26 protein-coding genes are annotated in these 25,228 nt (G+C 70.9%); 13 read left to right on the forward strand and 13 right to left on the reverse strand.

Going from position 1 to position 25,228, the window contains the following annotated elements:
* Positions 1-5: 5 nt before the first annotated feature.
* The 3 genes from nuoL to IEY69_RS11320 are packed head-to-tail and all read left to right on the forward strand — an operon-like array spanning position 6 to position 4,823.
* Positions 6-1,931, forward strand: coding sequence for an NADH-quinone oxidoreductase subunit L (gene nuoL, locus IEY69_RS11310; RefSeq protein ID WP_268243866.1), 1,926 nt, complete (start codon positions 6-8; stop codon positions 1,929-1,931).
* Positions 1,928-3,373: an NADH-quinone oxidoreductase subunit M gene (locus IEY69_RS11315; RefSeq protein ID WP_189073248.1), complete on the forward strand. Its 1,446-nt coding sequence runs from the start codon at positions 1,928-1,930 to the stop codon at positions 3,371-3,373. The genes nuoL and IEY69_RS11315 overlap by 4 nt, the downstream gene beginning before the upstream one ends.
* 1 nt (position 3,374) lies before the next feature.
* Entirely contained in the window at positions 3,375-4,823 is a 1,449-nt protein-coding gene (locus tag IEY69_RS11320; protein ID WP_189073249.1) for an NADH-quinone oxidoreductase subunit N, read from the forward strand.
* Between the two features lie 62 nt (positions 4,824-4,885).
* Here IEY69_RS11320 and IEY69_RS11325 read toward each other — a convergent pair whose 3' ends face one another.
* The 4 genes from IEY69_RS11325 to IEY69_RS11340 form a co-directional block, all read right to left on the reverse strand.
* Complete coding sequence (locus IEY69_RS11325) at positions 4,886-5,449, reverse strand: cysteine hydrolase family protein (RefSeq protein ID WP_189073250.1); 564 nt, start codon at positions 5,447-5,449, stop codon at positions 4,886-4,888.
* 19 nt (positions 5,450-5,468) lie between these two features.
* Positions 5,469-5,663, reverse strand: coding sequence for a hypothetical protein (locus IEY69_RS11330; RefSeq protein WP_189073251.1), 195 nt, complete (start codon positions 5,661-5,663; stop codon positions 5,469-5,471).
* A 227-nt stretch (positions 5,664-5,890) separates the two neighbouring features.
* Complete coding sequence (locus IEY69_RS11335; protein ID WP_189073252.1) at positions 5,891-6,229, reverse strand: ArsR/SmtB family transcription factor; 339 nt, start codon at positions 6,227-6,229, stop codon at positions 5,891-5,893.
* Between the two features lie 361 nt (positions 6,230-6,590).
* Positions 6,591-8,045 (reverse strand): GGDEF domain-containing protein, encoded by a 1,455-nt coding sequence (locus IEY69_RS11340; protein WP_189073253.1) that lies wholly within the window; start codon positions 8,043-8,045, stop codon positions 6,591-6,593.
* A gap of 168 nt (positions 8,046-8,213) precedes the next feature.
* Here IEY69_RS11340 and IEY69_RS11345 point away from each other — a divergent pair, with 168 nt between their 5' ends.
* The 3 genes from IEY69_RS11345 (at position 8,214) to IEY69_RS11355 (ending at position 11,085) form a co-directional block, all read left to right on the forward strand.
* Complete coding sequence (locus IEY69_RS11345) at positions 8,214-10,106, forward strand: ABC-F family ATP-binding cassette domain-containing protein (protein WP_189073254.1); 1,893 nt, start codon at positions 8,214-8,216, stop codon at positions 10,104-10,106.
* Between the two features lie 93 nt (positions 10,107-10,199).
* The gene (locus IEY69_RS11350) at positions 10,200-10,706 is read left to right on the forward strand and encodes a hypothetical protein (protein WP_189073255.1); all 507 of its coding nucleotides are present in this window, start codon (positions 10,200-10,202) and stop codon (positions 10,704-10,706) included.
* Positions 10,707-10,902: 196 nt separating this feature from the next.
* Positions 10,903-11,085 carry a DUF1540 domain-containing protein gene (locus IEY69_RS11355; RefSeq protein WP_189073256.1) on the forward strand — a complete coding sequence of 61 codons (183 nt, stop codon included), beginning with the start codon at positions 10,903-10,905 and terminating at the stop codon, positions 11,083-11,085.
* A gap of 49 nt (positions 11,086-11,134) precedes the next feature.
* Here the strand turns inward: IEY69_RS11355 and IEY69_RS11360 are convergent, their stop codons facing one another.
* Complete coding sequence (locus IEY69_RS11360; RefSeq protein WP_189073257.1) at positions 11,135-11,779, reverse strand: nucleoside/nucleotide kinase family protein; 645 nt, start codon at positions 11,777-11,779, stop codon at positions 11,135-11,137.
* Positions 11,780-11,808: 29 nt separating this feature from the next.
* Complete coding sequence (locus IEY69_RS11365; protein WP_189073258.1) at positions 11,809-13,029, reverse strand: toxic anion resistance protein; 1,221 nt, start codon at positions 13,027-13,029, stop codon at positions 11,809-11,811.
* Between the two features lie 88 nt (positions 13,030-13,117).
* Here IEY69_RS11365 and IEY69_RS11370 point away from each other — a divergent pair, with 88 nt between their 5' ends.
* On the forward strand, positions 13,118-13,654 hold the full coding sequence (locus IEY69_RS11370) for a GNAT family N-acetyltransferase (RefSeq protein WP_189073259.1): 537 nt from the start codon (positions 13,118-13,120) through the stop codon (positions 13,652-13,654).
* Positions 13,655-13,706: 52 nt separating this feature from the next.
* On the opposite strand, the gene IEY69_RS11375 is transcribed toward IEY69_RS11370, so the two are convergent.
* Positions 13,707-14,276, reverse strand: a complete 570-nt coding sequence (locus IEY69_RS11375; RefSeq protein WP_189073260.1) for a FlgD immunoglobulin-like domain containing protein — start codon at positions 14,274-14,276, stop codon at positions 13,707-13,709.
* A 109-nt stretch (positions 14,277-14,385) separates the two neighbouring features.
* Here IEY69_RS11375 and IEY69_RS11380 point away from each other — a divergent pair, with 109 nt between their 5' ends.
* The 5 genes from IEY69_RS11380 to rplT all read left to right on the forward strand — a co-directional run bounded on the left by IEY69_RS11380 (position 14,386) and on the right by rplT (position 16,830).
* Positions 14,386-14,838, forward strand: coding sequence for a DinB family protein (locus IEY69_RS11380; RefSeq protein WP_229783881.1), 453 nt, complete (start codon positions 14,386-14,388; stop codon positions 14,836-14,838).
* Positions 14,839-14,843: 5 nt separating this feature from the next.
* The gene (locus tag IEY69_RS11385) at positions 14,844-15,125 is read left to right on the forward strand and encodes a hypothetical protein (RefSeq protein WP_189073262.1); all 282 of its coding nucleotides are present in this window, start codon (positions 14,844-14,846) and stop codon (positions 15,123-15,125) included.
* Positions 15,126-15,308: 183 nt separating this feature from the next.
* Entirely contained in the window at positions 15,309-16,115 is an 807-nt protein-coding gene (locus IEY69_RS11390; RefSeq protein WP_189073263.1) for a GNAT family N-acetyltransferase, read from the forward strand.
* 155 nt (positions 16,116-16,270) lie between these two features.
* Positions 16,271-16,471 carry a 50S ribosomal protein L35 gene (gene rpmI, locus IEY69_RS11395; RefSeq protein ID WP_046843284.1) on the forward strand — a complete coding sequence of 67 codons (201 nt, stop codon included), beginning with the start codon at positions 16,271-16,273 and terminating at the stop codon, positions 16,469-16,471.
* Between the two features lie 5 nt (positions 16,472-16,476).
* A complete protein-coding gene (rplT, locus tag IEY69_RS11400; RefSeq protein ID WP_189068455.1) occupies positions 16,477-16,830 on the forward strand; it encodes a 50S ribosomal protein L20 in 354 nt (117 codons plus the stop codon).
* A 106-nt stretch (positions 16,831-16,936) separates the two neighbouring features.
* Here rplT and IEY69_RS11405 read toward each other — a convergent pair whose 3' ends face one another.
* Positions 16,937-17,629, reverse strand: coding sequence for a GntR family transcriptional regulator (locus IEY69_RS11405; protein ID WP_189073264.1), 693 nt, complete (start codon positions 17,627-17,629; stop codon positions 16,937-16,939).
* A 152-nt stretch (positions 17,630-17,781) separates the two neighbouring features.
* Positions 17,782-18,786 carry a GTP 3',8-cyclase MoaA gene (gene moaA / locus IEY69_RS11410; RefSeq protein WP_189073265.1) on the reverse strand — a complete coding sequence of 335 codons (1,005 nt, stop codon included), beginning with the start codon at positions 18,784-18,786 and terminating at the stop codon, positions 17,782-17,784.
* Positions 18,787-19,002: 216 nt separating this feature from the next.
* On the opposite strand from moaA, the gene IEY69_RS11415 reads away from it, so the two are divergent.
* Positions 19,003-20,205 carry an MFS transporter gene (locus IEY69_RS11415; protein WP_189073266.1) on the forward strand — a complete coding sequence of 401 codons (1,203 nt, stop codon included), beginning with the start codon at positions 19,003-19,005 and terminating at the stop codon, positions 20,203-20,205.
* Here IEY69_RS11415 and IEY69_RS21955 read toward each other — a convergent pair.
* The 4 genes from IEY69_RS21955 to IEY69_RS11435 all read right to left on the reverse strand — a co-directional run bounded on the left by IEY69_RS21955 (position 20,202) and on the right by IEY69_RS11435 (position 25,162).
* Positions 20,202-21,995 (reverse strand): GGDEF domain-containing protein, encoded by a 1,794-nt coding sequence (locus tag IEY69_RS21955; protein WP_189073267.1) that lies wholly within the window; start codon positions 21,993-21,995, stop codon positions 20,202-20,204. The two genes, IEY69_RS11415 and IEY69_RS21955, sit on opposite strands and share 4 nt — an antisense overlap.
* 97 nt (positions 21,996-22,092) lie before the next feature.
* Positions 22,093-23,856 (reverse strand): tetratricopeptide repeat-containing diguanylate cyclase, encoded by a 1,764-nt coding sequence (locus IEY69_RS11425; RefSeq protein ID WP_189073268.1) that lies wholly within the window; start codon positions 23,854-23,856, stop codon positions 22,093-22,095.
* A 171-nt stretch (positions 23,857-24,027) separates the two neighbouring features.
* On the reverse strand, positions 24,028-24,546 hold the full coding sequence (locus IEY69_RS11430; RefSeq protein WP_189073269.1) for a GNAT family N-acetyltransferase: 519 nt from the start codon (positions 24,544-24,546) through the stop codon (positions 24,028-24,030).
* Positions 24,547-24,550: 4 nt separating this feature from the next.
* The gene (locus IEY69_RS11435) at positions 24,551-25,162 is read right to left on the reverse strand and encodes a helix-turn-helix domain-containing protein (RefSeq protein ID WP_189073270.1); all 612 of its coding nucleotides are present in this window, start codon (positions 25,160-25,162) and stop codon (positions 24,551-24,553) included.
* Positions 25,163-25,228 lie beyond the last annotated feature (66 nt).

The following is a 25,228-nucleotide window of genomic DNA, read 5'->3' on the forward strand; positions in this document are numbered from 1 at the left end:
AACCTGTGGATAGTCTTCCTGCTCTGTACCTGCTGCCCCTGCTGCCGCTGCTGGGCTTCACGGCCCTGATGGTGCTGCCCCGCCTGTTCCCCGGAAAGACCGGGGGCTGGCTGGCGACCGGGATGGTCGGCGCGGCGTTCATCGTCGCCGTCATCCGCTACCTGAACCAGGGCGCGCCCGCCCATGAAGTGCTGTGGGCATGGCTGCCGAACATGGCGCTGAACGCCAACCTGTCGGTGGGCTTCTGGCTCGACCAGCTCTCGGCGCTGATGGCGCTGATCATCACGGGCGTGGGCTTCCTGATTCACCTGTACTCGATCTCGTACATGGGGCACGACCCGAAGTTCACGCGCTTCTTCGCGTTCCTGAACTTCTTCGTGGCGATGATGCTGATCCTGGTGCTGGCCGACTCCTACCCGCTGATGTTCGTCGGCTGGGAGGGGGTGGGCATGGCGTCGTACCTGCTGATCGGCTTCTGGTTCAACGGCCGGAACAGCGAGGCGAGCGACGCGCAGGTGCGTGCCGCCAGCGACGCCGAGGGCGTCAGCAACAGCAACGCGGCGCGCAAGGCGTTCATCATGAACCGCATCGGGGACCTGGGCTTCATGCTCGGCATGTTCCTGCTGTTCAAGCTGTACGGCACCCTCAGCATCCCCGAACTCGCCGAGCGGGTCGAGGGCGCGCAGGTGGCGCAGGCGGGCATCGAACTCGCGTGCCTGTTCCTGCTGGTCGGCGCGGTCGGCAAGAGCGGCCAGCTGCCCCTGACGACCTGGCTGCCGGACGCCATGGCGGGCCCCACGCCCGTCTCCGCGCTGATCCACGCGGCGACCATGGTCACGGCCGGCGTATACCTCGTGGCGCGCAGTCACTTCCTGTACGACCTCGCCCCGAACGCCAGCCTGTGGGTGGCGTGGGTGGGCGGCCTGACCGCGCTGTACGGCGCGCTGTCCGCGCTGAACCAGTCGGACATCAAGAAGATCCTGGCGTACTCCACCGTGTCGCAGCTGGGCTACATGTTCCTCGCGGTGGGCCTGCACGCGTACTCGGCGGGCGTGTTCCACCTGCTCACGCACGCGTTCTTCAAGGCGCTGCTGTTCCTCGCGGCGGGCGCGGTGATCCACGCCCTCCACGAGGAGCAGGACGTGCGGAAGATGGGCGGCCTGCACAAGTTCATGCCGTTCACGCACCTCGTGTCCGTGGCGGGCGTGCTGGCGATCGCCGGGATTCCCATCTGGAGCGGCTTCTTCAGCAAGGACGCGATCCTGGCCGCCGCGTACGAACAGAGCCTCCCGCTGTACCTGATCGGGCTGGGCGTGGCGCTGCTCACCGCGTTCTACATGGGCCGCTGGTACTTCCTGGTGTGGCGCGGCGCGTACCGCGGGCACGGCCACCCGCACGAGGCGGACACCCTCACGAAGATCCCGCTGGGCGTGCTGGCCGCGCTGGCGACCCTGGCCGGGTTCCTGAACATTCCCAAGTTCCTCCCATTCGGCAGTCACGCCTTCGACAACTACATCGGCCGCGCGGTCCCGCTGCACGCGCACGAGATTCCCGTCGCGACCGAGTGGATGCTGACCGTCTTCGCCGTCCTCGCGGGCGTGCTGGGGCTGGGCTGGGCGTTCCTCGCACACCGCCGCGGCGCGCTGGCGACCGGGCCGCTGGGTGAACTCAGCCGCAACAGCCTGTACCTCGACGCGCTGTACGACAACGTCGTGTCCGCCCCCAGCCGCGCCATCGCGGGCGCGCTGGACTCCGTGGACCGCGGCACCGACGACGCCCTGAACGGCGTCGCCCGCAACGCCAGCGGCCCCGGCGGACTGTTCACGCTGTGGCAGAGCGGCTTCGTGCGCGCCTACGCCGTCAGCATGCTGCTCGGCACCGCCGCCATCATCGGCTACTGGGCCCTCAAGACCATCGGGAGCGGCGCATGAACTCCTTCACCGACTGGCTTCCCACCCTCATGATCTTCCTGCCCCTCCTGGGTAGCCTGCTGCTGCTCGTCACGCCGAAAACCTTCCGGGACGAGGTCGCGGGCTTCATCGCCGCCCTGACGCTCGGCGCGGGCCTCGCCATCTGGCGCGGCGGCGGCTCGGACCTGTTCCGCTGGGACTGGATTCCCCCGCTGGGCATCACGTACTCCGTGCAGCTGGGCGGCGTGAGCCTCGCGCTGGCGCTCGTCACGGCGCTGATGTCGTTCATCGCGATCCTGTACGCCGCGCGCCGCATCCCCAACCCCGGCCCGATGCTGTCGCTGATCCTCGCCATGGAGACGGGCCTGATCGGCATCTTCGCCGCGCAGGATCTGATGCTGTTCTACGTGTTCTTCGAGGACGCCCTGATTCCCGCGCTCCTGATGCTCGCCATGTACGGCAAGAGCGGACGCATGGCCGCCCTGGTGAAATTCGCCGCGTACACGCTGTTCGGCAGCCTGCTGATGCTCGTCAGCATCATCGGCGTGCGCTACCTGGGCGGCAGCCCCAGCTTCGCCATGACCGACCTGAAACAGAACCTCGTGCAGGGCAGCGCGCAGACGTGGCTGTACCTGGGCTTCCTGGCCGCCATGGCCGTCAAGCTGCCGCTGTGGCCGCTGCACGCGTGGCTGCCGGACTTCCACGAGCAGAACCACGACAGCGGCGTGCCCGACGTCATGGGCACCCTGTACAAGGTCGGCGGGTACGGCATCTTCACCTTCGCCATCCCGCTGTTCCCGGACGCCAGCCTGGAACTGCGCCCCATCCTGATGGGCCTCGCCGCGTTCACGGCGCTGTACGCCGCGTGGATCGCGTTCCGGCAGACCGACTGGAAACGCCTGCTCGCCTACGCGGGCCTCAGCCACATGGGCTTCGTCGCGCTGGGCGTGTTCTCCCTGAACGAGACGGCCGTGATCGGCGCGATGTACCTCCTGGCCTTCCAGAACCTCTACACCGGCGCGCTGTTCCTCTCGGTGGGCATGCTGCAGGAACGCATCGGCAGCCTGGACACCCGCGTGGGCGGCGTCATGACCCAGGCGGGCGCCCTGAGCGGCCTGACCATGGCCCTGTGGTTCGCCAGCATCGCCGTGCCGGGTCTGGCGGGCTTCATCGGCGAGTTCAGCATCCTGCTCGGCGCGTACCAGGTCTCCCCGTGGCTGACGTTCATTGCGGGCATCACGACCATCGCCGCCGCCGCGTACGCCCTGACCGCCTTCCAGCACACCTTCTGGCAGGCGCGGCCCGCCGGGTCCGTCACCGTGCGTGACCTCGTGCACACCGAGTGGCTGATCCTGGGCATCCCGCTGGGGCTGCTGGTTCTCTTCGGCGTGTACTCCACCCCCGCCCTGAACCTCATGCAGCCCGCCGTGCGCGCCGTCCTGAGCGCCCTGGGAGGCAACTGACATGCTGCAAGTCCCCGAAGCGTCCCTCACGCCCCTGCTGCCCATCCTGCTCGTCCTCGCAGGCGCGATCAGCAGCACACTGCTGGGCTTCTGGCTCAGCCGCCGCACCCTGACCCTCATCAACATCGGCACCGTGGTCGCGTCGGCGGTCAGCCTCGGCTGGCTGTGGAACCGCGACCTGTCCTCCTTCGGCGGCGGACTGCGCGCCGACCACGCCGCGCTGCTGCTGGGCTTCGTGATCCTCGCCGGGACCCTCATGACGCTGCTCGTCACGCTGGACACCGCGTGGCGCGCCCGCGTGTCCTTCCCCGAATTCGACGCGATGCTCATGTACGCCGTCACCGGCTGCCTGCTGATCGCCTTCAGTGGCGACCTGATCGTCATGCTGATCGGCCTGGAGATCATGAGCCTCAGCTCCTACGTCCTGGCCACGTTGCAGGGCTCGCGCCGCGCGGAGGAAAGCGGGCTGAAGTACTTCCTGCTGGGCGCCGCCGGGAGCGCCGTGCTGATCTACGGCCTGGCGTTCGTGTACGGCGCGACCGGCAGCCTGAACTACGCCGCCATCGCCGAGAAGACCAGCACCCTGAACCCCGACAACGTCGGCATCCTGGTCGGCGGGGCGCTGCTGATGCTCTGCGGGTTCGGCTTCAAGGTCGCGCTGGCACCCTTCCACCAGTGGACGCCCGACGTGTACGGCGGCGCGCCCACCAGCGTCAGCCTGTTCCTGAGCACCGTCGTGAAGGTCGCCGCGTTCGCCGGGATGCTCCGCGTGTTCTCCGGCGCGCTGGAGAACGTCCCCGGCTGGCACTCCGTCCTGGCGGTCCTGATCGCCGCGACGCTGATCATCGGGAACCTCGCCGCACTGCGCCAGACGAACTTCAAACGCATGCTGGCGTACTCGGCGGTCGCGCACACGGGCTTCCTGGGCATGGCCCTGCTCGGCACGCCCGCCGCGGGCGGCGCGGCCCTCGGGTACTACCTGCTCGTGTACACCCTTATGACCGCCGCCGCGCTCGCCATCGTCGCCGCCCTCCAGCGCAGCGAGGAGGGCTTCAGCATCACCGACATGCGCGGCCTGTACTACCGCCACCCCGGCTACGCCGTCGCGCTGGCCGTGTGCCTCGCCTCGCTGGCGGGCCTGCCGCCCTTCGCGGGCTTCTTCGGGAAGTACCTGGTGTTCCAGGCGGCCTTCCAGAACGGGTACGCGTGGATCAGCATCCTCGCCGCGCTCACCAGCGTCGCCGCGCTGGTGTACTACCTGCGCCCCGCCATGCTGATGTTCATGCCCGACCGCACCCCCGCGCGTGAGTACGGCCTCGGCCAGCGGCCCCCCACCACCCTGGCCGTCGCGCTGGGCGTGGCGGGCGTCACGGTGCTGGGCCTGCTCCCGAACCTCTGGTACGCGTTCGTGGCGCACCCCGACATCTGGGCGATGCTCGCCGGACGCTGACCGGAAGCACCAGACGAGGAGGCCCGACCGGGATCAGGTCGGGCCTCCTTCTGTGGCCCCCGTCAGGCAGGAGCGGGCAGGTCGTCCAGCAGTCCGGCGGTCGTGACGACCGTGGCGAACTCGCCGTGCAGGCTTGCGAGGTGCGCGGCGTGCAGCTGCGCCGCCGGGTGGTGGGTGCCGTCTGGGCCGACCCGGTCAAAGGTGCCGGTGGCGTCCCCGACCAGCTGCACGCGGTAGCCGAGGTTCCCGGCCATGCGGGTGGTCGTGGACACGCAGTGGTCGGTGGTCAGGCCCGCGATCACGAGGTCCTGCACCCGCAGCGCCTGCAATCGTGCGTGCAGGTCGGTGCCGATGAACGCGCTGTTCACGTGCTTCTGCACGGTCGCCTCGCCGGGTCGAGGGGCGGTGGCGGGCATGAAGTCCACGCCGGTCTGCCCAGGCCGCAGGGGCGAATTCGCGTCCTGCGAGACGTGCTGCACGTGAATCACGGGCCAGCCCCGGTCGCGCCACGCGCCGAGCAGCCGCGCGGCGTTCGCCTCCGCGTGCGGGTTGTTGCGCGGGCCCCAGCGGGGATCGGTGAACCCCTGTTGCAGGTCGATGAGCAGCAGCGTGGGCGGGGTGGACATGGGGTTCCTCCGGTGGACTTCAGCAGCAGGCGGGCGCGGCGGGCCGGTCGAGCTGATCGGCGAGGCGGCGCAGGCGGGCGGCCAGCGTGGCGCGCAGCGCGGTGCGGTGCGGCTGGGTGGCGCGCAGCTGCCGTTCCAGGGCCAGCTGTTCGCGGACCTGTTCATACTGGGCGGTGCGGGTGTCGACGACTTCTTTCAGGTGCAGGTCGTGCATGTGGTCCTCCAAAGGGTGAGAGGGACTCCGATGGAATGGTTTATGAAGCCGTTCAATCCGAGCGGATGCGACTCGTAGAGCTGCGCAGCAGAGGGGGAGAAAAACGGTTTCCGGGCGTGGAGTGGACGGATCGGTGGTGTTCCGATCTGTTCGGGAAACAGACGGAATCCGTGTGAGAGAGGCCTGCTGCGCGCTGGGTGGCGGGCAGATCATGGGAGTGGGGCGCTTCAGTCGTCTTTGCAGGGCTGGGCGAGCGGTTCGAAGAAGGTGGTCAGGTCGCGGAATCCGTCGGGGTTCAGGCTGTAGTAGACCTTGGTGCCCTTCTTCTCGGAGGTGACCAGTCCGGCTTCAAGCAGCACTTTCATGTGGTGGCTGATGGTGGGCTGGGTCAGGCCGAGGGTGGCGGAGATGCTGACGGGTGCGGGGTGCTCGCCGCTGTCGCGTGCCTGTTCGTTCTTCTGGCTGGCTTCTCCGATGAGCTGCACGATCCTGAGCCGGGTGGGGTCCCCGAGGGCGCGCAGGCGGGTGAGGAGCAGGTCGAACGGACTGACATCAGGCACATCCATAGATTGCCATCTATATAGGCGGCTGTCAATATCGACCGCCATCTAAGTCATCTGGACGATGCGACCTCCCCCAGGTCTAGTCCACCACCAGGCCCGGCGGCCGCGTCCGGCACAACCCACCGCAGGTCCCGGTGAGACCGCACCGTGTCCTCGGCCAATCTCACAGCAGAATTCAGGAGTCTTGAAGGGCACTTCAATACTCCTCAACGAGCGGGGCGAGCACCTGACACCACCAGCGGTTGGAAGTGGAATTGAAGGGCGTGGTGTTGGCCCTTCAATGGAACTGGAAACCGCTGTCAGACGAGCGGCGCAGCAGAGCACCCTCCCAGAACTGCGCAGGGGGTGGACCGGGCAGCAGCCTTCAGCTGCGCTGCTCCCGCTGGTACTTCACGCGGTAGCGGGCGCGGCTGGCGGCCTCCACCAGATCCACCGGCGTCTCGATCTCGCTCCCCGTGCGGGCCGCGCCGACACTGGCGCGCAGGGGCAGGTCGCGGTACGTCAGGCGGTCCAGGGACTCCTGCACGCGCTGCGCGATCTCCGCGATGTCCTGCGCGCTCGCCTGATCCAGCAGCACCGCGAACTCGTCCGGCCCCCAGCGGAAGAACAGGTCCCCGCGCCGCTTCTGCCGCATGATGCGGCCCGACAGGTCCCGGAGCAGTTCATCCCCGGCGTGCGCTCCGTACAGTTCGTTCACCTTACGGAAGCCACTCAGGTCCACCAGCAGCAGGCCCAGCGGCCGCGCCGCCCGGCTGGCCCAGCGCTGCTCCAGGGCCCGCGTGAACGCCACGCGGTTCCCGAACCCGGTCAGGGGGTCACGCAGGGTCAGGGTCCGCAGGTTCCACCAGCGTTCCAGCGCCACCAGGGCCGTCCCGATGATCGCTGCGAACGACAGGGTCACGCCGGGCAGCAGTACGCTCAGCAGCCACAGCGGCCCGGCGGCCAGCAGCGCCAGGAACGCCAGCCCGAACCCCCACAGGCCGCGGGTCAGGACTGCCGTGACGGCCAGCGCCGCCGCGAGCAGCGCGACCAGCCAAGCGGGCAGTGTCCGGAACGGGGGGCTGAGCAGGCTGGACACGGCGCGCACCTGCATCTCCGGCGCGGCGACCGTCTGCCCCGTGAGGTCCCGTACAGCCGTCTGGCCTGCCCGGCTGTCGGTCCGGCCGATCACCACGATGCGGCCCTGCACGTCGGCATACCGGACGTTGCCGCGCACGACGTCCCGGAACGGAATGACCGGCAGCCGGTCCCGGTCCGGCGAGGTGGACCGCAGCACCTGGGGGCGGTCGCTCAGCGGCACGGGCCGTCCGGCGGCGACGGCCAGCTGCCGCGCGAAACTGGGTCGCAGCGTACCGGCCGCGTCCGGGTAGGCGGTCTGGAAGGTCCGCACGATGCCGTCGGTACTGACGTTCAGGGCGCTGACGCCACTGGGTTCGCGGCCGCCGGGTGCGGCGCTGCCGGGGTCGGTGCCCAGCACCACGTTCGACCCGCTGAACGCCTCGCGCAGCCGCACGTCGTTCTGCGCCGGGTCGTTCAGCAGGACGTCCACCCCGACGGCCGCCGCGCCTGCCTGCTCCAGGGTGTCCAGCGCCTGCCGGTACAGGTCCCGCGGCCAGCTGGCCAGGGGACCGTAGTCACGCAGGGACGCGTCGTCAATGCCGACCAACACCACCCGGTGTTCGGGCGGGGCGGGCAGGGCGCGGTTCAGTGCGTCCTGCAACCGGGGGTTGTCCGGCATGGCCAGGGCCAGCAGCGCGGCCAGGATCGCCGCGACGGGGGCGGTGATCGCGGCCAGCGAGCGTTCAGCAGAGCGTGGCATCTCGACCGGGTGCGGGCCAGTGCGGGCACGGGCGGCACCGTCCCGTCTGGCCGGGAGAAGGGGAGGCTGCGCGCCGCGTCATCCCCTTCAGTGTAAGAGAGAAATCTGACAGTTTCCCTCAGCCTGCACGTCCCGCGTGTGTTCACGCCGCGCCCTATACTGCGGGGCGTGCTTGTTGCCGCCGTGGACGCCAGTAAGGAATATGGACCGCTGACCGTCCTGCAGGACGTGACCTTCGCCGTGCAGCCCGGCGACCGGGTGGGCCTCGTGGGGCGCAACGGGGCGGGGAAGAGCACGCTGCTGAAACTCCTGACCGGGCAGCTGCTGCCGGACGGGGGCGTCGTGAAGCGCGCGCCGGGCGTGCGGGTGCGTTCCCTGCAGCAGGACCCGGTGTTCCCGCCGGGCGCGACGGTGGACAGCGTGCTGGACGCCGCATTCCACGACCTGGATCAGCTGGAGGCGGAACTGAGCGAGGCGGCCGACGCCATGAGCAGCGGCACGCCCGAGAGCATCCTGCACCACGAGGCCGTGCTGGAGCACTACCAGCGCCGCGGGGGTTTCGAGCGGCGCAGCCGCAAGGACGCCGTGACGCTGGCGTTCGGCTTCCGGGGCCGCGAGGCCGATCTGGCGGCCAGCCTCAGCGGCGGCGAGCGCACGCGGCTGGGGCTGGCCGCGCTGCTCGTGGAGAACCCGGACGTGCTGCTGCTGGACGAGCCGACCAACCACCTGGACATCGTGATGGTCGAGTGGCTGGAAGGCTTCCTGGGCCGCTACCCCGGCGCGGTGCTGGTCATCAGCCACGACCGTGCGTTCCTGGACACCGTCACCCGCGAGACCGCGTACCTGCGCGGCGGGACCATGAAGGTGTACGCCGGGAACTACACGACGTTCCGCGAGACGCTGGCCGCCGAACTGGAACAGCAGGCGGCGCGCTTCGCGGTGGAAAGCCGCCAGATCGCGTCCCTGCAGGCCAGTGCGGACCGCATGAAGATCTGGGGTCTGGGCATGAGCAAGCTCGCCCGGCGGGCCAAGGCCATGCAGGCCCGCGTGGACCGCATGCAGGCCCGCGCCACCAATGCCCCGCCGCCCGAGCAGCGCACGACCCGCATCACCTTCCACGCGCCCGAGAGCGGCGAGGTCGTGCTGGACGCCCGGCACGTCACGCGCGTGCTGCCCGGCGGACGGCAGCTGTTCCGGGACGTGAACGTGCAGATCCGTCAGGGGGAACGCGTGGCGATCATCGGCCGCAACGGCGCGGGGAAGACCACCTTCCTGCGCACCCTGCTGGGCCTGGAACCCAGCGACGATCCGCGCGCCCGCATCCTGACCGGGGCGCGCGTCACCGTCGGGTACTACGATCAGGCGCTGCGCGGCGTGGAACCCAGCGAGACGCTGTACGACGTGGCCCGCGCGTACACCCAGAAGGACCCGGAAGCGCACGACCTGCTGGGCACGTTCATGTTCCCGTACGACCAGCACGACAAGCAGGCGCGCATCCTCTCGGGCGGCGAGCGGGCGCGGCTGGCGCTGCTGAAACTCGCGCAGGAGGACCACAACCTCCTGATCATGGACGAGCCCACCAACCACCTCGACATGGAGATGGTCGAGGCGCTGGAAGCCGCGCTGGACGACTTCACGGGCACGCTGGTGATGGTCAGCCACGACCGCGCGTTCATCGAGGGCCTCGCGGACCGCATCTGGCTGATCGAGGACGGGCAGTTCTTCGAGTACCCCGGCTGGGAGGACTACAAGGCCAAGCACCGCACGGCCGCCGAACTGGAGGCCGAGGCGCTGGCCGCCGCACCGAAGGTCAGCGCGAAACCCGCCGCGCCGAAGGGCAAGGGCCTGTGGCACCTCAAGCGCGAGGTGGAGGCCATCGAGGCCGATATCGCCCGCCTGGAGGGCGAACTGGAGGCCGCGCAGGCCGCACTGGGCGCCGCCGCTGCCGACGCGGATTTCGTGGCGCTGGGGCAGGCCGCGCACGACCTGGAAGTGCAGCTGGAAGCGAAGATGGAAGCCTGGGGCGCCAAGCAGGCCGAGGTGGAGGCGAAGGGCGGCTGACCCCGGGCGCCTGATGGCGGAGTCCCACTGTTCTGGACAGCGGGTCATGCGTCTCACGTCCCCCGCCCTATCCTGAGTCCGGAAGTCAGGATTATGACCAGCCCCCACCTCACCCCCCACGCGCCCGACGCCACCCCCGACGCCGGGACCGCCGCGCTGACCTGGGCCGCCGAGGCCTACCTGGCGCACACCCACCCCCGCGCCCCGCTGCGCCTGGAACGCGTCACCCTGAGCGGCGTCACGTACACCTGCGCGCCCGACCCCGCCGCGCTGCGCCTGAACCGCGCGCTGGCCGAGGACGTCGTCATGGTCGCCCTGGCCGCCCGCGAGGCCGCCACCCTGACCGGCACGCCCGCCCCCACCACCGGACGCGACGCGCGCATGCTGCTGGACTGCGCCCTGACCGACCCCGACGAACGCGAGACCCTCGACGCGTACCTGAGCGTCCTGCAGGGCCGCGCCCGATCCAGACTGCGCCGCGCCTGGAGCGAGGTGCAGGTCATCGCCGCCGGACTGCGTGAACACGGCGAACTGGACGCCGCGCAGGTCGCGTGGCGCGTCGCCTGCGCCCAGGGCATCCGCGCCACCCTGCTCAACTGAGTGAGGGACGGCTGAGGATCGTCACTCCAGGTGCCGCTTCCTGTGCGGGACTGAACCACGATCAGCACAGCCTCTGCGCCCTGATACCGCGCAACCGGAGCGGCGCACTCCGGTTTTAAAGCTTCCCTTCACCTTGCAGCGCGTCTCACGGTCCCCCCGGACTGCAGCGCGCACGCTGGGCGGCACGGAGGCCCACATGAACGACGACAAGAGCATGGTCAGCCGCTGCGACGCCACCACCTGCCGCTTCAACGACGACCACAACTGCACCGCCGGGCAGGTCGAGATCAGCATGAGCGGCCAGACCGCCCAGTGCATGACCTTCATCCCCGCCGAGGGCATGAGCGACACCCAGAGCGTCCGCGCCGACCACCACTGAACACCCACGAGCAGGGGCCGCCTTCAACTGGAGGCGGCCCTGACTGTATTTACCGGACCGTGACGACCCTGGGGGCATTCAGGTCGGTGTAGTCCAGCACGACGCCCGCCCGCGCTTCGGGGTCCGCCTCGCGGAAGTACAGTTCGTTGCCTGCCACGTAGCGGCGGTTGCTGTCCGCCGCCGGGTCGGGCGAGCCGTAGCCCGGCCCGCGCGCCGCGCCACGCGGCACCGACACCGCGAACGGCACGCGCAGGAACACCGAGTCGTGCCACCAGTCGCGCAGGTCCGGGCGGTGCAGGAACAGCCCGTCCACGATCAGGAGACTGCCTGGCTCGGCCAACAGTGCAGGGCCGGGCACGGGTTCGTCGCGGGTCACGTCGAACACCTGCGGGCGATAGCGCAGGGTCCCGCCGGGCGACAGGGGAGAGAGCACCTCGCGCACCAGCGCCGCCAGGTCGTACGAGTCGCGGTAGAACCCCTCCGGCGACGTGCGCCCCCGCGCGTACCGGGCCGCGCGGGGCTGGTGAAAGCCGTCCATGCTCACGCGGATGACGGGCCGCCCCAGCGCCCGCACCCGCCCGGCCAGTTCGTCGGCCAGGGTGGTTTTGCCCGCCCCGTCCACGCCGTCCACCGCGACCCGCACGACCGGGTGCGCTGGGAGGGCCGCCCAGCGAGCCGCGAGCCACGCCAACACCCCCTCCCGGTCCGGTCCCTGCGGCGCGTTCAGAGTTTCAGGTCGCCTTTCTCGGTGACGTTCAGGCCCTGCGCGACTTCACGCGCGGCGTTCTGGCGTTCACGGTCCAGGTACGTCTGCGCCTGCGCGACCTCCTTGTCCAGCACGGTCATCGTCTCGCGGAAGCGGTCCAGCGCCTGCGTGCGGTAGGCGCTGATGGCGTCCAGCGCGCCGTACACGTCCCGGAACGCCGCCTGGATGATCTGCGGGTCCACGGTGGCGCTGCCCGCCTGCCGCTGGATCTCGGTGCTCTGCTGCTTCAGGAGTTGCGCGGTCGAGCCGATCATGCGCCCCGTCGTGTCGTTCAGTGCCGTGACCTGCCCCAGTACCGCCTGCTGCGTCCCGAGCGCCTGCGAGACCATCAGCGCGGTCTTCAGGGCGCTGACGGTGGTGGTCGTGGCGCGGTCCACGCCCTTGATGAGCTCCATGTTGTTGCGCCGCACGAGATCCAGCGCGAGGTACCCCTGGATGCTCACGGCCAGCTGAGTCAGGAGGTCCGTGACGCGCTGCCGCACGGCGAACAGCAGTTCCTCGCTGACCATGCGGGCCTTCTCTGGGTCGGTGACCTGCAACTCGGTCAGGCGGCGGGTCAGGGCCTCGTCCACGGCCTTGCCGACGTGCGCGTACTGCCGGAGTTTCTGCATGGTGTCCCACAGGTGGACCTTCTCGGTCTCGATGGTGGCGTTGTCGCGCCGCAGTTCGTCCTGCCCGCGGTACAGCGCCTCCAGGATGCCGTTCAGGTGCGACTGCGCGCTCTGGTAGCGGTCGAGGTGGTTCTGCACCTTCTTCCCGCCGGGCAGCTTCCCGAACAGGCGGCGGGGGGTGGGCGCGCGGCTGGGGTCGAGGTCCTCGACGGTGCGGCGCAGGTCGGTCAGGCCGCGCAGGATGTCGCTGCCCTCCGCGAGCGCCCCGGCCCGCGTGGCGCGCAGCGGGCGGTCCAGCATGCGGTTGCTGCTCTGCGCGGCGGCGCGCTGCTCGGGCAGGCCCAGTTCATGCACGGCGTCCAGTTTGCGTTTGAACTCCGGGCTGTGCGCGCCCGCACTCAGGACGTCCTGCGCAAACGCCTGCGCCATGGTTTCCAGCCGCGCGCGGTCCTCGGGGGACAGCGGCACCATCTCGGGCGCCTGCCCCGCCTGCACGCTCGGAACGGCCTCCGGGGCTTTCAGCATCGAATCGGGCGGCGTCAGCGGTCCGGGGGTTCCATCACTCATGCCCCCCATTACGCGCCGGTGGCGGGCCGGGTTGCATCCGGCAAAAGGCGCATCCCACGGATCAGGGCGGGCCGCTACGCTGGGACCGATGCCCGGCACCCCCGACCTGACCCTGCGTGAACGTCATCCCGACGATCTGCCGATCCTCTGGCGCTGGACGCACGCTGAACCCGACCCTGAGTGGCAGCGCTGGGACGCCCCGTACTTCCACGCCGTTCGCAAGGAAGCAGAGGTGCTCCCATTCGAGACCTACCGCGATCAGACCCTGGACCGCCCGGTCAGTCGGAACGTGCGCGTGATCGCGCTGGACGGCGTGTGCATCGGGCAGGTCAGCCGCGCCGAGGAAGCCCCGGCGGGCGGCGGGTGGTGGGACCTGGGCCTCCTGATCTTCGACCCGGGGCACTGGGGCGCCGGGCTGGGGACGCGGGCACTGGACCTGTGGGCAGCAGCGACGTTCGCGGAGACGGACGCGCACGTCCTGACGCTGACCACCTGGGGCGGCAACGAACGCATGATCCGCGCGGCGGCCCGCGTGGGCTTCCACGAGTGCGCCCGCATCCCTCAGGCGCGGGCGTGGGCAGGCCAGCGCTGGGACAGCGTGAAACTCGCCCGGCTGCGCGGCTGAAACAGGGAAGGGGCGCGGCGTGATGTCAGCGCCGCGCCCCTCCTGTTCAGGTTCAGTTCTCGATGGTGACCGGGAACTCCTCAGCCATGATTCGCACGCCCGCCCCGCTGAACACCGCGCGGATGGTGTACTCCCCGGCGGGCAGGGCGCGTCCGGCGCTGTCACGGCCGTCCCAGCGGATGTCCTGCACGTCCATCGTCTCGCCCGGCGCGACGTCCGTCATGACCAGCTGCATGGTGCACACGGTGTTCGTGGGGTTGGCGCGCACGACCTTCCCGGCGGCGTCAAGCACCTCGAAGCGCACGTCGCACGCCCCGTGCTGCAGGTTGATGGGCTGCTCGCCCAGGTTCGACAGCGTGAACGTCCAGGTGGTCGCCTGCCCGACTCGCAGGCTGCCGGGACCGTTGAGGTTCGCGCTGTGCTCGGTCCTCAGCACAGGATTGGTCATGGGGAGGGTGCTGGCGGCGGGCGCAGGGGTGCTCGGGGCCGGGGTAACCGGGGCTGGGGTCGTGGGGGCGGCGCTGCTGCGGGGCGGCAGAGCAGGAATGTTGAAGACGCTCGTCTGCGCCTGGGCCAGTGAGGACGTCAGGACGGCAGCGGTCAGCAGGAGGCGCAGAGTCATGCCTTCACTGTTCGCCACGGCACCTGACGCTGCGTGAGGACCACTGAAGCAAACGTGAGGGTTCACCCCCCGGTGCAGCACTCCCGCGCGGCTGGGTATGCTGCCGGGCATGAACCGCAGCGCCATCCTTGCCCGCACCTTCCAGGCCCACCGTTCCGCCCTGCTCGACCTGCTCGAGCAGCTGCCCGAGGATCAGGGCACGTTCGCCGCGTGGGACGGCGGCATGAGCTTCATCGGGCTGTCCGACCACCTGTCCGCCAGCGCCGACCGGTTCCTGAACATGGTGCAGGGCCAGGCGCCCGACGCGATGCCCGAGCCGAGCGCCACGCTGACCGAGGCGCGCGGCCGCCTGTGGGACTCGCGGGAACGCGCCCTGAACGCCATCAGCGCCCTGAGTGACGAGGACCTGTCGCGCCGCGTGCCGGCCTTCGGGGGGCGCGAGATGCCGGTCGCGGCGCTGATCGACACGATCATCACGCACGAGGCTCACCACAAGGGGCAGGTGTGGCTCATGGCCCGCATGATCGGCTTGAAGCCCCCCATGTTCATCAAGATGGGCTGAGGTCCATGGACGCGCTGCTGCTGATCCTGCTGCTGGCTGCGTTCGTGTGGGCGCTGCTGCACTTCACGCGGGACCTGCGCCGGGTCGGCCCCCGGTCGGGCCGGGCGCAGGGCAGCGGCACGCGGGCCGAACGGGCGCTGGAGGAGGAACTCCTGCGCCTGACGCGCGGCAACCGTGGGGCCATCGAGCGGGGCGTGACCGCGCAGCGCCGCCGCCACCCGGAGGCCAGCCGCGCCGAACTGCTGCGCCACCTGCGCGACGGGTACCTGCGCGACCGCAGCCGCTAGGCCCTCTGGCGTACCTGGGCATCTGCGGCACCCCGGCTGGCGTGGGGGTGCTAGCGTGCCGTATTCCAGTTGCACCCCGGAGGTCCCATGAAACGAATCCTGACTGCTGCACTGATCGTTCCCACCGGGGCCCACGCCTGATCCTGTCCGGCGGACGCCCCGGCCCCCGCCGAGGTTTCCCACGTGAACACCTACACCCTTGAAGCGGCCACGCACGACACGCTGGCCGATGTCGTCGCCCTGATTCCAGATCCCGCCGAGGCCGGGCGGCGCCTGACCTTCACCCGCTCGCGGGTCGAGGCCGGGGCGCTGCGCCCGGAGCAGTTCCTCATTCTGCGTTCGCCCCGCGGGGTGGAGGGCGTCTGCCTGCGTCCCGCCAGCCCACAGATTCCGCTGCTCCCACGGCTGCGCGAGGACGTCCCTGCCGGGGCGCTGATCTCCTTCCTGCGTGAACTGCGCGCGGCGGGCCCGCGCCTGATCCTCGTGTCCACCCAGGCGCCCCTTCGCCGTGAAGAGGCCGAGGCCGCCGGGTGGGATCTTCAGGAGGCGAACGTCGTGTACGAGACGACCGACCTCCGCGCCCGGTCGTACCCGGCTGACCCGCACGTTCAGCCCGTAACCGCAAATGATCCTGGCGTGGCGGCGGCCCTGACGGCGCTGGGCCGCGAGGCCTGGACGCCGGGCGAGGACTGGACGCTGTACGCCCTGACCCACGCGGGCGAGGTGGTGGCCCTGGCGGCCCTGGGGGCCAGTGGGCCGCCCGACACGGCCGGGATCGACCTGATCGGCGTTCTGCCCCAGCGGCGCGGCCAGGGCTTGGGGGCTCGGCTGCACGCGCACCTGCTGCATCTGGCCGCGCAGACCTTCGGAACGCACGTGGGCGGCACGGAAGCCGACAACCGCGCTATGCGCCGCCTGTTCGAGCGGCACGGCGCGCGGCTGGTGTCCACGCAGCTGGACTTCCATACCCCGGCCGTCCCTGCGCCTTGACCAGCCGTGGCGGGCTCGCGTAGAATTCTCTCTTGGTCAAGCGGGGCAGGGCGACCAACAGCCTATCGCGGCGCGTCATGCGCCCGCCCAGGCGGCCCGAACCCCAGACGGAAGCCGTCCCAGACGAGCGACCGGACTACGAAGGAGGCACTCACATGCCCAAGATGAAGACACTGAAAGCGGCCAGCCGCCGGGTGAAGATCACCGGGACCGGCAAGGTCATGGCGTTCAAGAGTGGCAAGCGCCACCAGAACACCGGCAAGAGCGGCAACGAAATCCGCGGCAAGGGCAAGGGCTTCGTCCTCGCCAAGAGTGAATGGGCCCGCATGAAACTCATGCTGCCGAAGGGGAAGTGAAGTAGATGCCTCGCGCCAAAACCGGTATCATCCGTCGCCGCCGTCACAAGAAGGTCCTGAAGCGCGCCAAGGGCTTCTGGGGCTCCCGCAGCAAGCAGTACCGCAACGCGTTCCAGACCCTGCTGAACGCCGCGACCTACGAGTACCGCGACCGCCGCAACAAGAAGCGTGACTTCCGCCGCCTGTGGATCCAGCGTATCAACGCCGGCGCCCGCCTGCACGGCATGAACTACAGCACCTTCATCGGTGGCCTGAAGAAGGCGAACATCGACCTGAACCGCAAGGTCCTGGCCGATATCGCCGCGCGCGAACCCGAGGCCTTCAAGGCCCTCGTGGACGCCGCCAAGAACGGCAAGTAAGACCCCCGTTCAGGAGGCCCGCGCTCCCCGTGAGTGCGGGCCTCCTGCTTTGGGTGCAAAGAGAGTGGGCCGGGTATCAGCGCCCGGCCCACTCCTCTGACTGGATTCAGGGTTCGAAGGTGTCCTGGAAGGCGTAGCGGTCGCCGCGCACCCAGTAGTTCACGTAACTGGCGCGTTTCTGGCCGCTGTAGGTGGTGCGGCGCAGCAGGAACGCGGCGGTGCCCAGTGGCACGCGCAGCAGGTCGGCTTCCTCTTGGCGGAGGTTGACGGCCTCGAGGTTCTGCTCGACGCGCTGCAGGGGCACGCCCAGGCTGATCATGATCTCGTGGATGCTCTCGGCGCCCAGGTTGTGATCCAGCAGGTTCGGGACGAGGGTGCCGTTGATGTAGCGCTTCTCGATGACCAGGGCTTCGTCCCCGGCGGTGCGCAGGCGGTGCACGAAGATGACGGGGTCGCCGGGCTGGATCTGCAGCACGATGGCGATCTCGGGGGTGGCCTCGATCTGCATGGCGCGCAGGACCGTGGTGCGGTGGTCGGGGTGGCGGGCCCATTCCTTGAAGGGCCGGACGCGGAACATGCCCTGCCGGAAGCGTTTCCCGGTGGGGAAGGTGCCGGCGCCCTGGACGCGGTAGACGTAGCCTTCGCGTTCCAGTTCGTCGATGGCGCGGCGGGCGGTCATGCGGGAGACTTCGAATTCGCGGGCGAGCTGCGGTTCGCTGGGCAGGGGGAGCCCCTCGGCGTAGTGGCCGCCGAGCAGGCGGTCTTTCAGGGTCGTCTTGATGAGCGGGTACTTCGCCATGCATCCCTCCGGGCAGTCCGCTGGCGGGCGGTGCCTGCTTTCATCTTAAGTTTAGTGTACAGGGTACACAAGCTTGTCTAGCTGTCACGCCCCCCGAGACAACGAGCGTTAGGCACACCAGACCGCCCCGCCACCTCTCAAACGACAGGCCATCAGCCCCCGATATGCGACATCTCCACCTTCGGGCGCAGGGCCGCCGTCGCCTCGCCCCGCTCCTCACTGTACCGGTCCCCCCGGCCCGCCCACACGCCCGCGATCAGGTCCCGCAGCGCCCCGTCCGACGCGCCCCCCCGCAGCGCCGCACGCAGGTCCGTGCCACCCGACGCGAACAGACAGGTGTACAGCACCCCCACCGCCGAGATCCGTGCCCGCGAGCAGTCCCCGCAGAACGGCGCCGTCACCGAACTGATCAGTCCCACCTCACGCCCCGCCGGGTCTGCGTAGCGCGACGCCACCTCACCCCGGTAGTCCGCCCGGACCGGCCGGAAATGACCGCCCCCAGCCTCGCCGCCCAGCCGGGCCAGCACCTCCCGGCTGGGTACCACGCTGTCCAGGTTCCAGCCGTTGTGATTCCCCACGTCCATGAACTCGATGAACCGCACCGGGGCCAGTTCACGCAGCGCCAGCCACAACTCGCGCAGGCCCGCGTCGTTCACGCCGCGCTGCACCACCGTGTTCACCTTCACGCCCAGTCCCACCGTCAGCGCCGCCTCGATCCCGTCCAGCACCTTCTGCGGATGCGTGCCCAGGCCATTCATCCGCCCGAACACCTCGGGGTCCAGGCTGTCGATGCTGACCGTCACCCGCCGCAACCCCGCTGCCCGCAGGTCCGCCGCCACACGCGGCAGCAGCAGGCCGTTCGTGGTCATCGCCACGTCCTCCACGTCCGGAATCGCCGCCAGCGCCGCGATCAGGGTCGGCAGGTCCCGCCGCAGGGTCGGCTCGCCGCCCGTGATCCGCAGCTTGCGCACCCCCAGCGACACGAACGCGCGGGCCAGCCGCTCGATCTCCTCGAAACTCAGCAGCTCCGCACGCGGCAGGAAGGCGTACTCCGGCCCGAACACCTCGGCCGGCATGCAGTACGTGCAGCGCAGATTGCAGCGGTCCGTCACGCTGATACGCAGGTCACGCAGAGGTCTTCCCAGCAGATCGAGCATTGCCCCGCAGGATAGCGGGCGCCGGGTGGGAACTTGGCGGGACGACTCGCAATCCAGCCCGGACCGCCCCGGACGGGCTTCTCAGGACCAGGCGGCGGCCCAGGGGCGCTGCGCTGCCAGTCGTGCAGACCGCTCACCGGCGTGGGCAGCGCCACCCACCCCCGACCTGCCGGGTGCGCAGTGCTGCCGATGCACCCACACGCGACGTGGCCTAGCATGGCGCGCGTGACTGCCCTGACCCGCGCCGCCTCTGCCTACCCGACCGGGTTCTGGGTCCTGTGGTGGGGCACCCTGATCAACCGCCTGGGCGAGTTCGTGGTGCCGCTGCTGGGCTTCTACCTGACCGCGCACGCGCACCTGACCATCACGCAGGTCAGCGTGATCCTGGCGATGCTGGGCCTGGGCCGCTTCGTGTCCGAGGGCCTCAGCGGCCCGCTGACCGACCGGCGCGGCCCGGCCTTCACCATGATCCTCGCGCTGACCGGCGGGGCGGTCATGATCCTGGCACTGTCATTCGCGCAGGGGTTCTGGTGGACGGCGGCGGGCGTGCTGGGCTTCTCGCTGCTGTCCGCGCTGTACAAACCCGCCGCGAGCACCGCCGTCGCGGACCTCACGCAGGGCGCGCAGCGGACCCGCGCGTACACCCTGCTGTACTGGGCGATCAACGTCGGCGCCGCCACCGCCCCCCTGCTGGGCGGCTGGCTGGCCGGGCGATCCCTGCGGCTGCTGTTCTGGCTGGACGCCGCGACCATGGCCGCGTACGCGCTGCTGCTCACGGTGCTGTACCCCCGCGCCGCCCGGCCCACCCGGAGTGCCGCGGCACGCGCCCGCTCATTCCTGCCGCGCGACCCGCTGCTGTGGCAGTTCTGCCTCGCGTCCCTGCTGTTCGGCCTGACGTACCAGAGTTACAAGCTGCTGGCCGTGGTGTTCGCGCAGCAGGGCTTCACGCCCCTGCAGTACGGGCAGGTGCTGGCCGTGAACGGCGCGCTGGTCGTCCTGCTGGGTCTGCCCCTGGGGCACCTGATCGCCCGCAGCAACCACCCCCGCTGGCAGGCGCTGGGCGCCGCACTGCTCGGCGTAGGCTTCCTGGGCCACGCCCTGGCGCACACCCTGGGGGCGCACATGCTGGCCGTGGCCGTCTGGACGGTGGGGGAGATCGTCGCGTACAGCATCAGCAAGACCATCATCAGCGAATTGGGCCCGCCCGCGCAGCGCGGGACGTACATCGGACTGGTGGGCAGCATGGCGGGCCTCGCGACCCTGCTGGCCCCACTGCTGGGCGGCGCGATGCTGCAGACACTGGGGGCGGCAGGCATGTGGGTCGTGATCGCCGGACTGGCCCTCCTGGCCGCGCTGCTGCTGCTGGCCCTCGAAGGGCGCGTGCGGGCGCGGCTGGCGCTACACAGCTCGGTGGACTAACAGGCGACACTCAGGGTATCCGGCCCCTGCCGCCGCGCCCGGTACTGCTCGGCGTCCGCCACGTCAATCATCTGCTCCACGCCCTGAATGAATCCCCGCGCGGCCAGCCCCACCGCCAGGGTCGCCGGGGACGTCAGGCCCTGCGCGGCCCAGTCCTCCTGCGTCACGCCCAGCAGCACCCGCTCCATCGCCACGCGCGCCCCGGCCACGTCCGTGTCGGGCAGCACCACCATGAACTTGAACTGATCGAAGCGCGCCACCGTATCCGTGTCCCGCACGCTCCGCTGCAGCAGCCGCGCCACGGCCGTCATCACGTTGCTTTCCAGCAGCGTGTCCTTCACGTCACTGTGCGCGCCGGGAAATTCCACGGCCACCACCGCCAGCGACAGTGGCGCGCGAGTCCGCTCGCTGCGCCGGAAGTGCTGCCGCAGCAGGTCCACGCCGTACTCCCGCGACCGCGCGCCACTGTCCGGGTCCAGCATGGACGTCCCCCGCCAGCGCGAGACAAGCTGCTGCAACTCCTGCAGCTGCGCGCTCGCCTGATCCATGGCGCTGTCCAGCGTGTCCCGCGCCTCGCGACGCTCGCGCCGCAACGCCAGCCCATGCTGCGCGTCCCGCAGCGCGTCCTGCACGCGCCGCTGCGCGCCCAGCTGCGCCTCGCGCGCGCTGGCCTGCAGTTCACCCCAGCGGCGCAGGGCAGGGACGGCCGCCTCCGCGTTGCCCTGCGCCAGCGCCAGCGCCGCCAGTCCCGCGTGAGCTTCCGCCTCGTTGATCGCGTCGCCGCTGGCCTGCCCGACCGACGCGGCCTCCAGGAACGCCTCGCGCGCCTCACGCGTCTGCCCGTGCCCCTGCGCGTGCTGCCCCAGGCGCAGCAGCGTCTCGCCATGCAGGCGCGGCGCGTCGCCCGTCAGCGCCAGACTGCCCTTCAGGATCGGCGACACCCGCCCCGGATCGGTCTGCGCGGCTGCCAGTGCGTTGAGCAGCCGCGCGTGCAGGGCCGGGGCGTCCAGGTCGCGCGCCACCTCGGTCGCCTTCTCCAGGAACTTCCCGGCCCGCTCCAGGTCCCCCTGCGCGAGGTACGCGCGGCCCACGCCGCCCAGCGCCTCGGCCTGCTCCGCCGTGCCCTGCCCGTTCACGAGGTACGCCGCCGCCCGGAACGCCGCCAGGGCCTCCACCGCGTCACCGGCACGCAGGTGCAGGTCGCCCAGCAGCAGCAGCAGCGGCAGGGACGCGTGCTGCCGGGCCGCGTCCTCGCCTGCCAGGGCCAGGGCCGCGCGGGCCGCCCCCAGCGCCCCGGCGTGATCCTCCAGGTCCATCAGCAGGGCCGCGCTGCGCCGCAACGCCTGCTCCTCCAGCGCGCCGTCCAGCGCGTCCCGGGCCAACTCGGTCGCCTGCACGGCCGCCACCAGCGCCTCCCGCGGGTCCGGGGCCAGCTGCGCCACCCGGTACAGACTCTGCCGCTCGCGCTCCGGGTCCCGCAGGTGCTCATACTGCGAGGCGGCCAGCCGCGCCGCCGCCAGCCCCTCGGCCGAGTCCAGCAGGTGCGCCAGGTGAAAATTCGCGCCCGCCTGCCGCTCCGCGTCGTTCAGGAACGCCGCCAGGTCCCGCGCAGCCAGCGCCAGATCCACCCGGTCCTGCAGCGGGTGCGGTTCCGTCACCAGCTGCAGCAGGCCGTCCACCCGCGCCAGCGACCGCTCGGGGGACAGCCGCGCCTCGTACGGCTGCAGGGCCGGGGGGAGCAGCGCACTCCACTCCTCTGACGGCAGGGGAGCAGCGGCGGGCAGGGTCATGCCTCCAGCGTAGGCCGGCGGTCTGTCAAACGCCTTGCAGCCCACCGAGGACCGCTTTCTTAATCCGGCCTCCATGAGCAGCCGGAGGGTGCGGAATTCAGCGCATCACGGTCAGCTGATTGGGGCCCGCCCGGTGGGCGCGGTAGTGCTCGGAATCCGCCGCGTCCACCAGCATGTTCACGCCCTGCACGAAGCCCCGCTCGACGACCCCCACGGCGAGACTCACGGGGTCCGGCAGCTCCGGCACGCCCCAGTCGTACTGCCGGACCTGCTCGATCGCGCGGCGCAGCGGATGCGTGGCGCCGTCCGCGTCCGTCTCGGGGAAGATCACCATGAACTTGCCCTGATCGAAGCGGGCCACCGTGTCCATGGCGCGCACCTGACCCTCCAGCACGCGGGCCACGGTGCTCAGCACGGTGCTGACGAACAGATCGGCCGGGCCGAGGCCGGGCGGGGCCTGCACGTCCACCCCCACGATCGCCAGGGCCAGCGGGGCGCGCATCCGCACGCAGCGGTTGTGATGCAGGGCCAGCACCTCCAGACCGAACTGCCGTGAGTGGGCGCCACTCTCCGCGTCCAGCATCGAGGAACTGCGCCAGCGGTCCAGCATGATCTGCATGGCGGCCAGCCGGCCGCTGGCGTCCTGCACCGTGCCGTCCAGCAACTGAGTGGCGCGGCGGCGCTCGCGGCGGCCGGTCAGCCGTTCCTGCGCGTCGCGCAGCGCCGACTCGACCCGCAGCTCTGCCCGCTGCCGCTGCTGCCCGGCGCGGTCCTGCGCGTCCAGTCCGGCCCGCAGGTGCGCGGCCGCCTCTGCATGGTCCTCCTGCGCCTCCGCCAGGTCCGCCAGGGCCAGGTGAGCGCGCGCTGCCAGGTCAGGGCGGCCGCGGTCCAGCGCGAACGTGACGGTCCAGATCAGGTCCTGGCGGGCCTCGCTGGCGTGACCCTGCGCGCGGGCATGGTCGGCGAGGCGCAGCAGGGTCTCGCCGTGCTGGTCGGGCCAGCCGTGTTCAGTCAGCGCCAGGCTGCGCTTGAGAAGTCGCAGCGCCGCCGGAGCCTCGCCCTGGGCGTCATGCACGGCCGCGCGGGCGTCCAGCAGGGGCGCGAGCAGTTCCGCGTCCCCGTGCCGCTCGGCCAGCGTCAGCGCCGCGTCCAGGAAGCGGACGGCGCGGTCCTGATCGCCCTGCGCGGCGTACGTGCGGCCCAGGCCACCCAGCGCGCGGGCCTGCGCGGCCGTGCCCTCGCCGTGCGTGTAGTGGGCGGCGGCCCGCAGCGTCTCAAGCGCCGCGGCCGGATGGCCGGCGTCCAGGTGCAGTTCGCCGAGGCCCAGCATGGCGTCCACCGCCTCGGCGTGGTGATCATGGGCGTCCGCGAGTTCCAGCGCCCGCGTGAACGCCTCCCGGGCGTGCGCTCCGCTGCCCTGGCGCCGCAGCCACTGCCCCAGTTCGGTTCGCAGCGCCTGTTCCTCGCTGCGGGCGCCGAGTTCGTCCGCCAGGGCGGCCGCGCGGGCCAGAGCGGTGATCCGGGCGTGCGGCTCGGTCAGCAGGTGCGCCTCGCGGGCCGCGCAGTCGAGTTCCTCGGGGCCGAGCCCCAGGTACTCGAAGCGCTGCCCGGCCGACTGGACCAGCGCCAGGACCTCTGGACCGCCCTGCAGGTTCGCCAGGCGCAGCTCGGCCCGCGCGGTGCGTTCCGCGTCGTTCAGGCTGCTGGCCAGCCGCCGCGCCTGCTCGGCCAGGTCCACCTGTTCCGCCAGCGGGTGAGGCTGCCCGGACAGGCTGAGCAGGGCGTCCACCCGCTGCGGCCCAGGTTGAGGGGGCAGCAGCGCCTCGAAGGGGTGCAGGTGGGCGGGCAGGTGAAGGTCCATGCAGTACCTCCGCCGCAGCTGGCCGCGCGGCCCGGCCGAGAGCCCACGCGTCGGTGCCGGACCGGGTGGGAGGGTGAGACTCCACCTTACTCAGGCGGCGCACGCGCATCAACTGCGTGCCGACCCCTGGCGGTGGGGGTCGGCGGGGGGCCTGACCGGGCGCGACGCGGGTCAGAGGCGCCGGTAGTACAGGCGCGTGCCGGTCAGACCTCCGTGGGGTTTCAGGGCGTAGTCGGGGATCTCGCCGGCGAACACGTACCCGGCGCGTTCGTACAGGCCCGACGCGCCGCCTTCGCTGGCGGTGTCCAGCATCAGCAGGGTGCGCCCGTGCGCGCGGGCCAGGGCCTCGGCCTCGCGCAGCAGTGTCAGGGCCAGCCCGCGCCCGCGCGCGTCCGGGGCGGTCATCATCTTGGCGATCTCGGCGCGGTGCGGCTGGTTGGGGGGCGTGTCGAGGATCAGCGTGACGGTGGACAGGAGCTGCTGGCCCTGCCACGCGCCCAGCACGACGCGTTCTCCACGCGCGGCGGCGGCCAGGGAGTCCTCCCAGAACGTGCGGGCCTGCGCGGGGTCCAGAGGGTGCATGAAACTCACGGACCCCCCGGTGGCGACGGTGGCGATCAGCAGGTCGCTCAGGGCGGCCAGGGTCTCGGGAGTGGCGCTCAGCGGCTCGGTGCGGACGGCATCGGTCATGGGATTACCTCCGGGCGAGAAAGACGGCGTACGTGCAGGGGTGCGGGCCAGGATTCTCGAAGGTCACGTCGCAGGGCGTCCCGAAGCCCAGACAGTCGCCGGCTGCGAGGTCCCAGGTCAGGTCGGGCGCGCGGTGCTCGGTCAGGCGCAGTTCACCCGACTGCACCCACAGCAACTGCTGAATGTGCGCGTAGGAACGGGCGGGCAGCGTCACGCTCGCCCCGGCGGGCAGGGTGACCTGCACGGCCTCCAGCGGGTGGGTGGGCGCGGCGAACAGCTGGCGGCGGGTGTAGCCGGTCGCGGGGTCACGCCACTCGGGCTGCTGCGCGGCGCGCGACAGGCGCTCATGTTCGCGCTCCCCGGCGCCCCCCTCGGCGCGCAGGAGCAGGCCTGCCAGCGTCAGGTCGAACGCCCCGGCGAGGCGCAGCAGCGTGACCGCCGTGGGGCTCATCTCGCCGCGTTCGATACGGCTCACGGCAGCCTTCGAGACCCCGGCGCGGCCCGCCAGGGTTGCCTGGGTCCAGCCGCGCGCCTCGCGTTCCGCCGTGATCTGCCGCGCCAGTTGCCCGGCCGCCTGTACCGCCCCCTCCTCCCCGTCATTGCGGATCATGGACATGCATTGAGTTTCTGCAACAAAGGTGGCCGGTGTCAAGGGAATCTTTTGAACCGGGTGCAGTACCCC

Source organism: Deinococcus sedimenti (assembly GCF_014648135.1).
Classification (GTDB): Bacteria; Deinococcota; Deinococci; order Deinococcales; family Deinococcaceae; genus Deinococcus; species Deinococcus sedimenti.

What these genes read in the sequence shown, in the direction of transcription:
- IEY69_RS11330 (WP_189073251.1), bottom strand. Translation starts at nt 5,663, where the DNA reads ATGCACGACCTGCACCTGAAAGAAGTCGTCGACACCCGCACCGCCCAG.
- IEY69_RS11435 (WP_189073270.1), bottom strand. Translation starts at nt 25,162, where the DNA reads ATGTCCATGATCCGCAATGACGGGGAGGAGGGGGCGGTACAGGCGGCC.
- IEY69_RS11320 (WP_189073249.1), top strand. Translation starts at nt 3,375, where the DNA reads ATGCTGCAAGTCCCCGAAGCGTCCCTCACGCCCCTGCTGCCCATCCTG.
- IEY69_RS11325 (WP_189073250.1), bottom strand. Translation starts at nt 5,449, where the DNA reads ATGTCCACCCCGCCCACGCTGCTGCTCATCGACCTGCAACAGGGGTTC.
- IEY69_RS11355 (WP_189073256.1), top strand. Translation starts at nt 10,903, where the DNA reads ATGAACGACGACAAGAGCATGGTCAGCCGCTGCGACGCCACCACCTGC.
- IEY69_RS11385 (WP_189073262.1), top strand. Translation starts at nt 14,844, where the DNA reads ATGGACGCGCTGCTGCTGATCCTGCTGCTGGCTGCGTTCGTGTGGGCG.
- IEY69_RS11375 (WP_189073260.1), bottom strand. Translation starts at nt 14,276, where the DNA reads ATGACTCTGCGCCTCCTGCTGACCGCTGCCGTCCTGACGTCCTCACTG.
- IEY69_RS11365 (WP_189073258.1), bottom strand. Translation starts at nt 13,029, where the DNA reads ATGAGTGATGGAACCCCCGGACCGCTGACGCCGCCCGATTCGATGCTG.
- moaA (WP_189073265.1), bottom strand. Translation starts at nt 18,786, where the DNA reads ATGCTCGATCTGCTGGGAAGACCTCTGCGTGACCTGCGTATCAGCGTG.
- IEY69_RS11350 (WP_189073255.1), top strand. Translation starts at nt 10,200, where the DNA reads ATGACCAGCCCCCACCTCACCCCCCACGCGCCCGACGCCACCCCCGAC.
- IEY69_RS11335 (WP_189073252.1), bottom strand. Translation starts at nt 6,229, where the DNA reads ATGGATGTGCCTGATGTCAGTCCGTTCGACCTGCTCCTCACCCGCCTG.
- IEY69_RS11430 (WP_189073269.1), bottom strand. Translation starts at nt 24,546, where the DNA reads ATGACCGATGCCGTCCGCACCGAGCCGCTGAGCGCCACTCCCGAGACC.
- IEY69_RS21955 (WP_189073267.1), bottom strand. Translation starts at nt 21,995, where the DNA reads ATGACCCTGCCCGCCGCTGCTCCCCTGCCGTCAGAGGAGTGGAGTGCG.
- rpmI (WP_046843284.1), top strand. Translation starts at nt 16,271, where the DNA reads ATGCCCAAGATGAAGACACTGAAAGCGGCCAGCCGCCGGGTGAAGATC.
- IEY69_RS11315 (WP_189073248.1), top strand. Translation starts at nt 1,928, where the DNA reads ATGAACTCCTTCACCGACTGGCTTCCCACCCTCATGATCTTCCTGCCC.
- IEY69_RS11425 (WP_189073268.1), bottom strand. Translation starts at nt 23,856, where the DNA reads ATGGACCTTCACCTGCCCGCCCACCTGCACCCCTTCGAGGCGCTGCTG.
- IEY69_RS11380 (WP_229783881.1), top strand. Translation starts at nt 14,386, where the DNA reads ATGAACCGCAGCGCCATCCTTGCCCGCACCTTCCAGGCCCACCGTTCC.
- IEY69_RS11405 (WP_189073264.1), bottom strand. Translation starts at nt 17,629, where the DNA reads ATGGCGAAGTACCCGCTCATCAAGACGACCCTGAAAGACCGCCTGCTC.
- rplT (WP_189068455.1), top strand. Translation starts at nt 16,477, where the DNA reads ATGCCTCGCGCCAAAACCGGTATCATCCGTCGCCGCCGTCACAAGAAG.
- IEY69_RS11415 (WP_189073266.1), top strand. Translation starts at nt 19,003, where the DNA reads ATGGCGCGCGTGACTGCCCTGACCCGCGCCGCCTCTGCCTACCCGACC.
- IEY69_RS11370 (WP_189073259.1), top strand. Translation starts at nt 13,118, where the DNA reads ATGCCCGGCACCCCCGACCTGACCCTGCGTGAACGTCATCCCGACGAT.
- IEY69_RS11340 (WP_189073253.1), bottom strand. Translation starts at nt 8,045, where the DNA reads ATGCCACGCTCTGCTGAACGCTCGCTGGCCGCGATCACCGCCCCCGTC.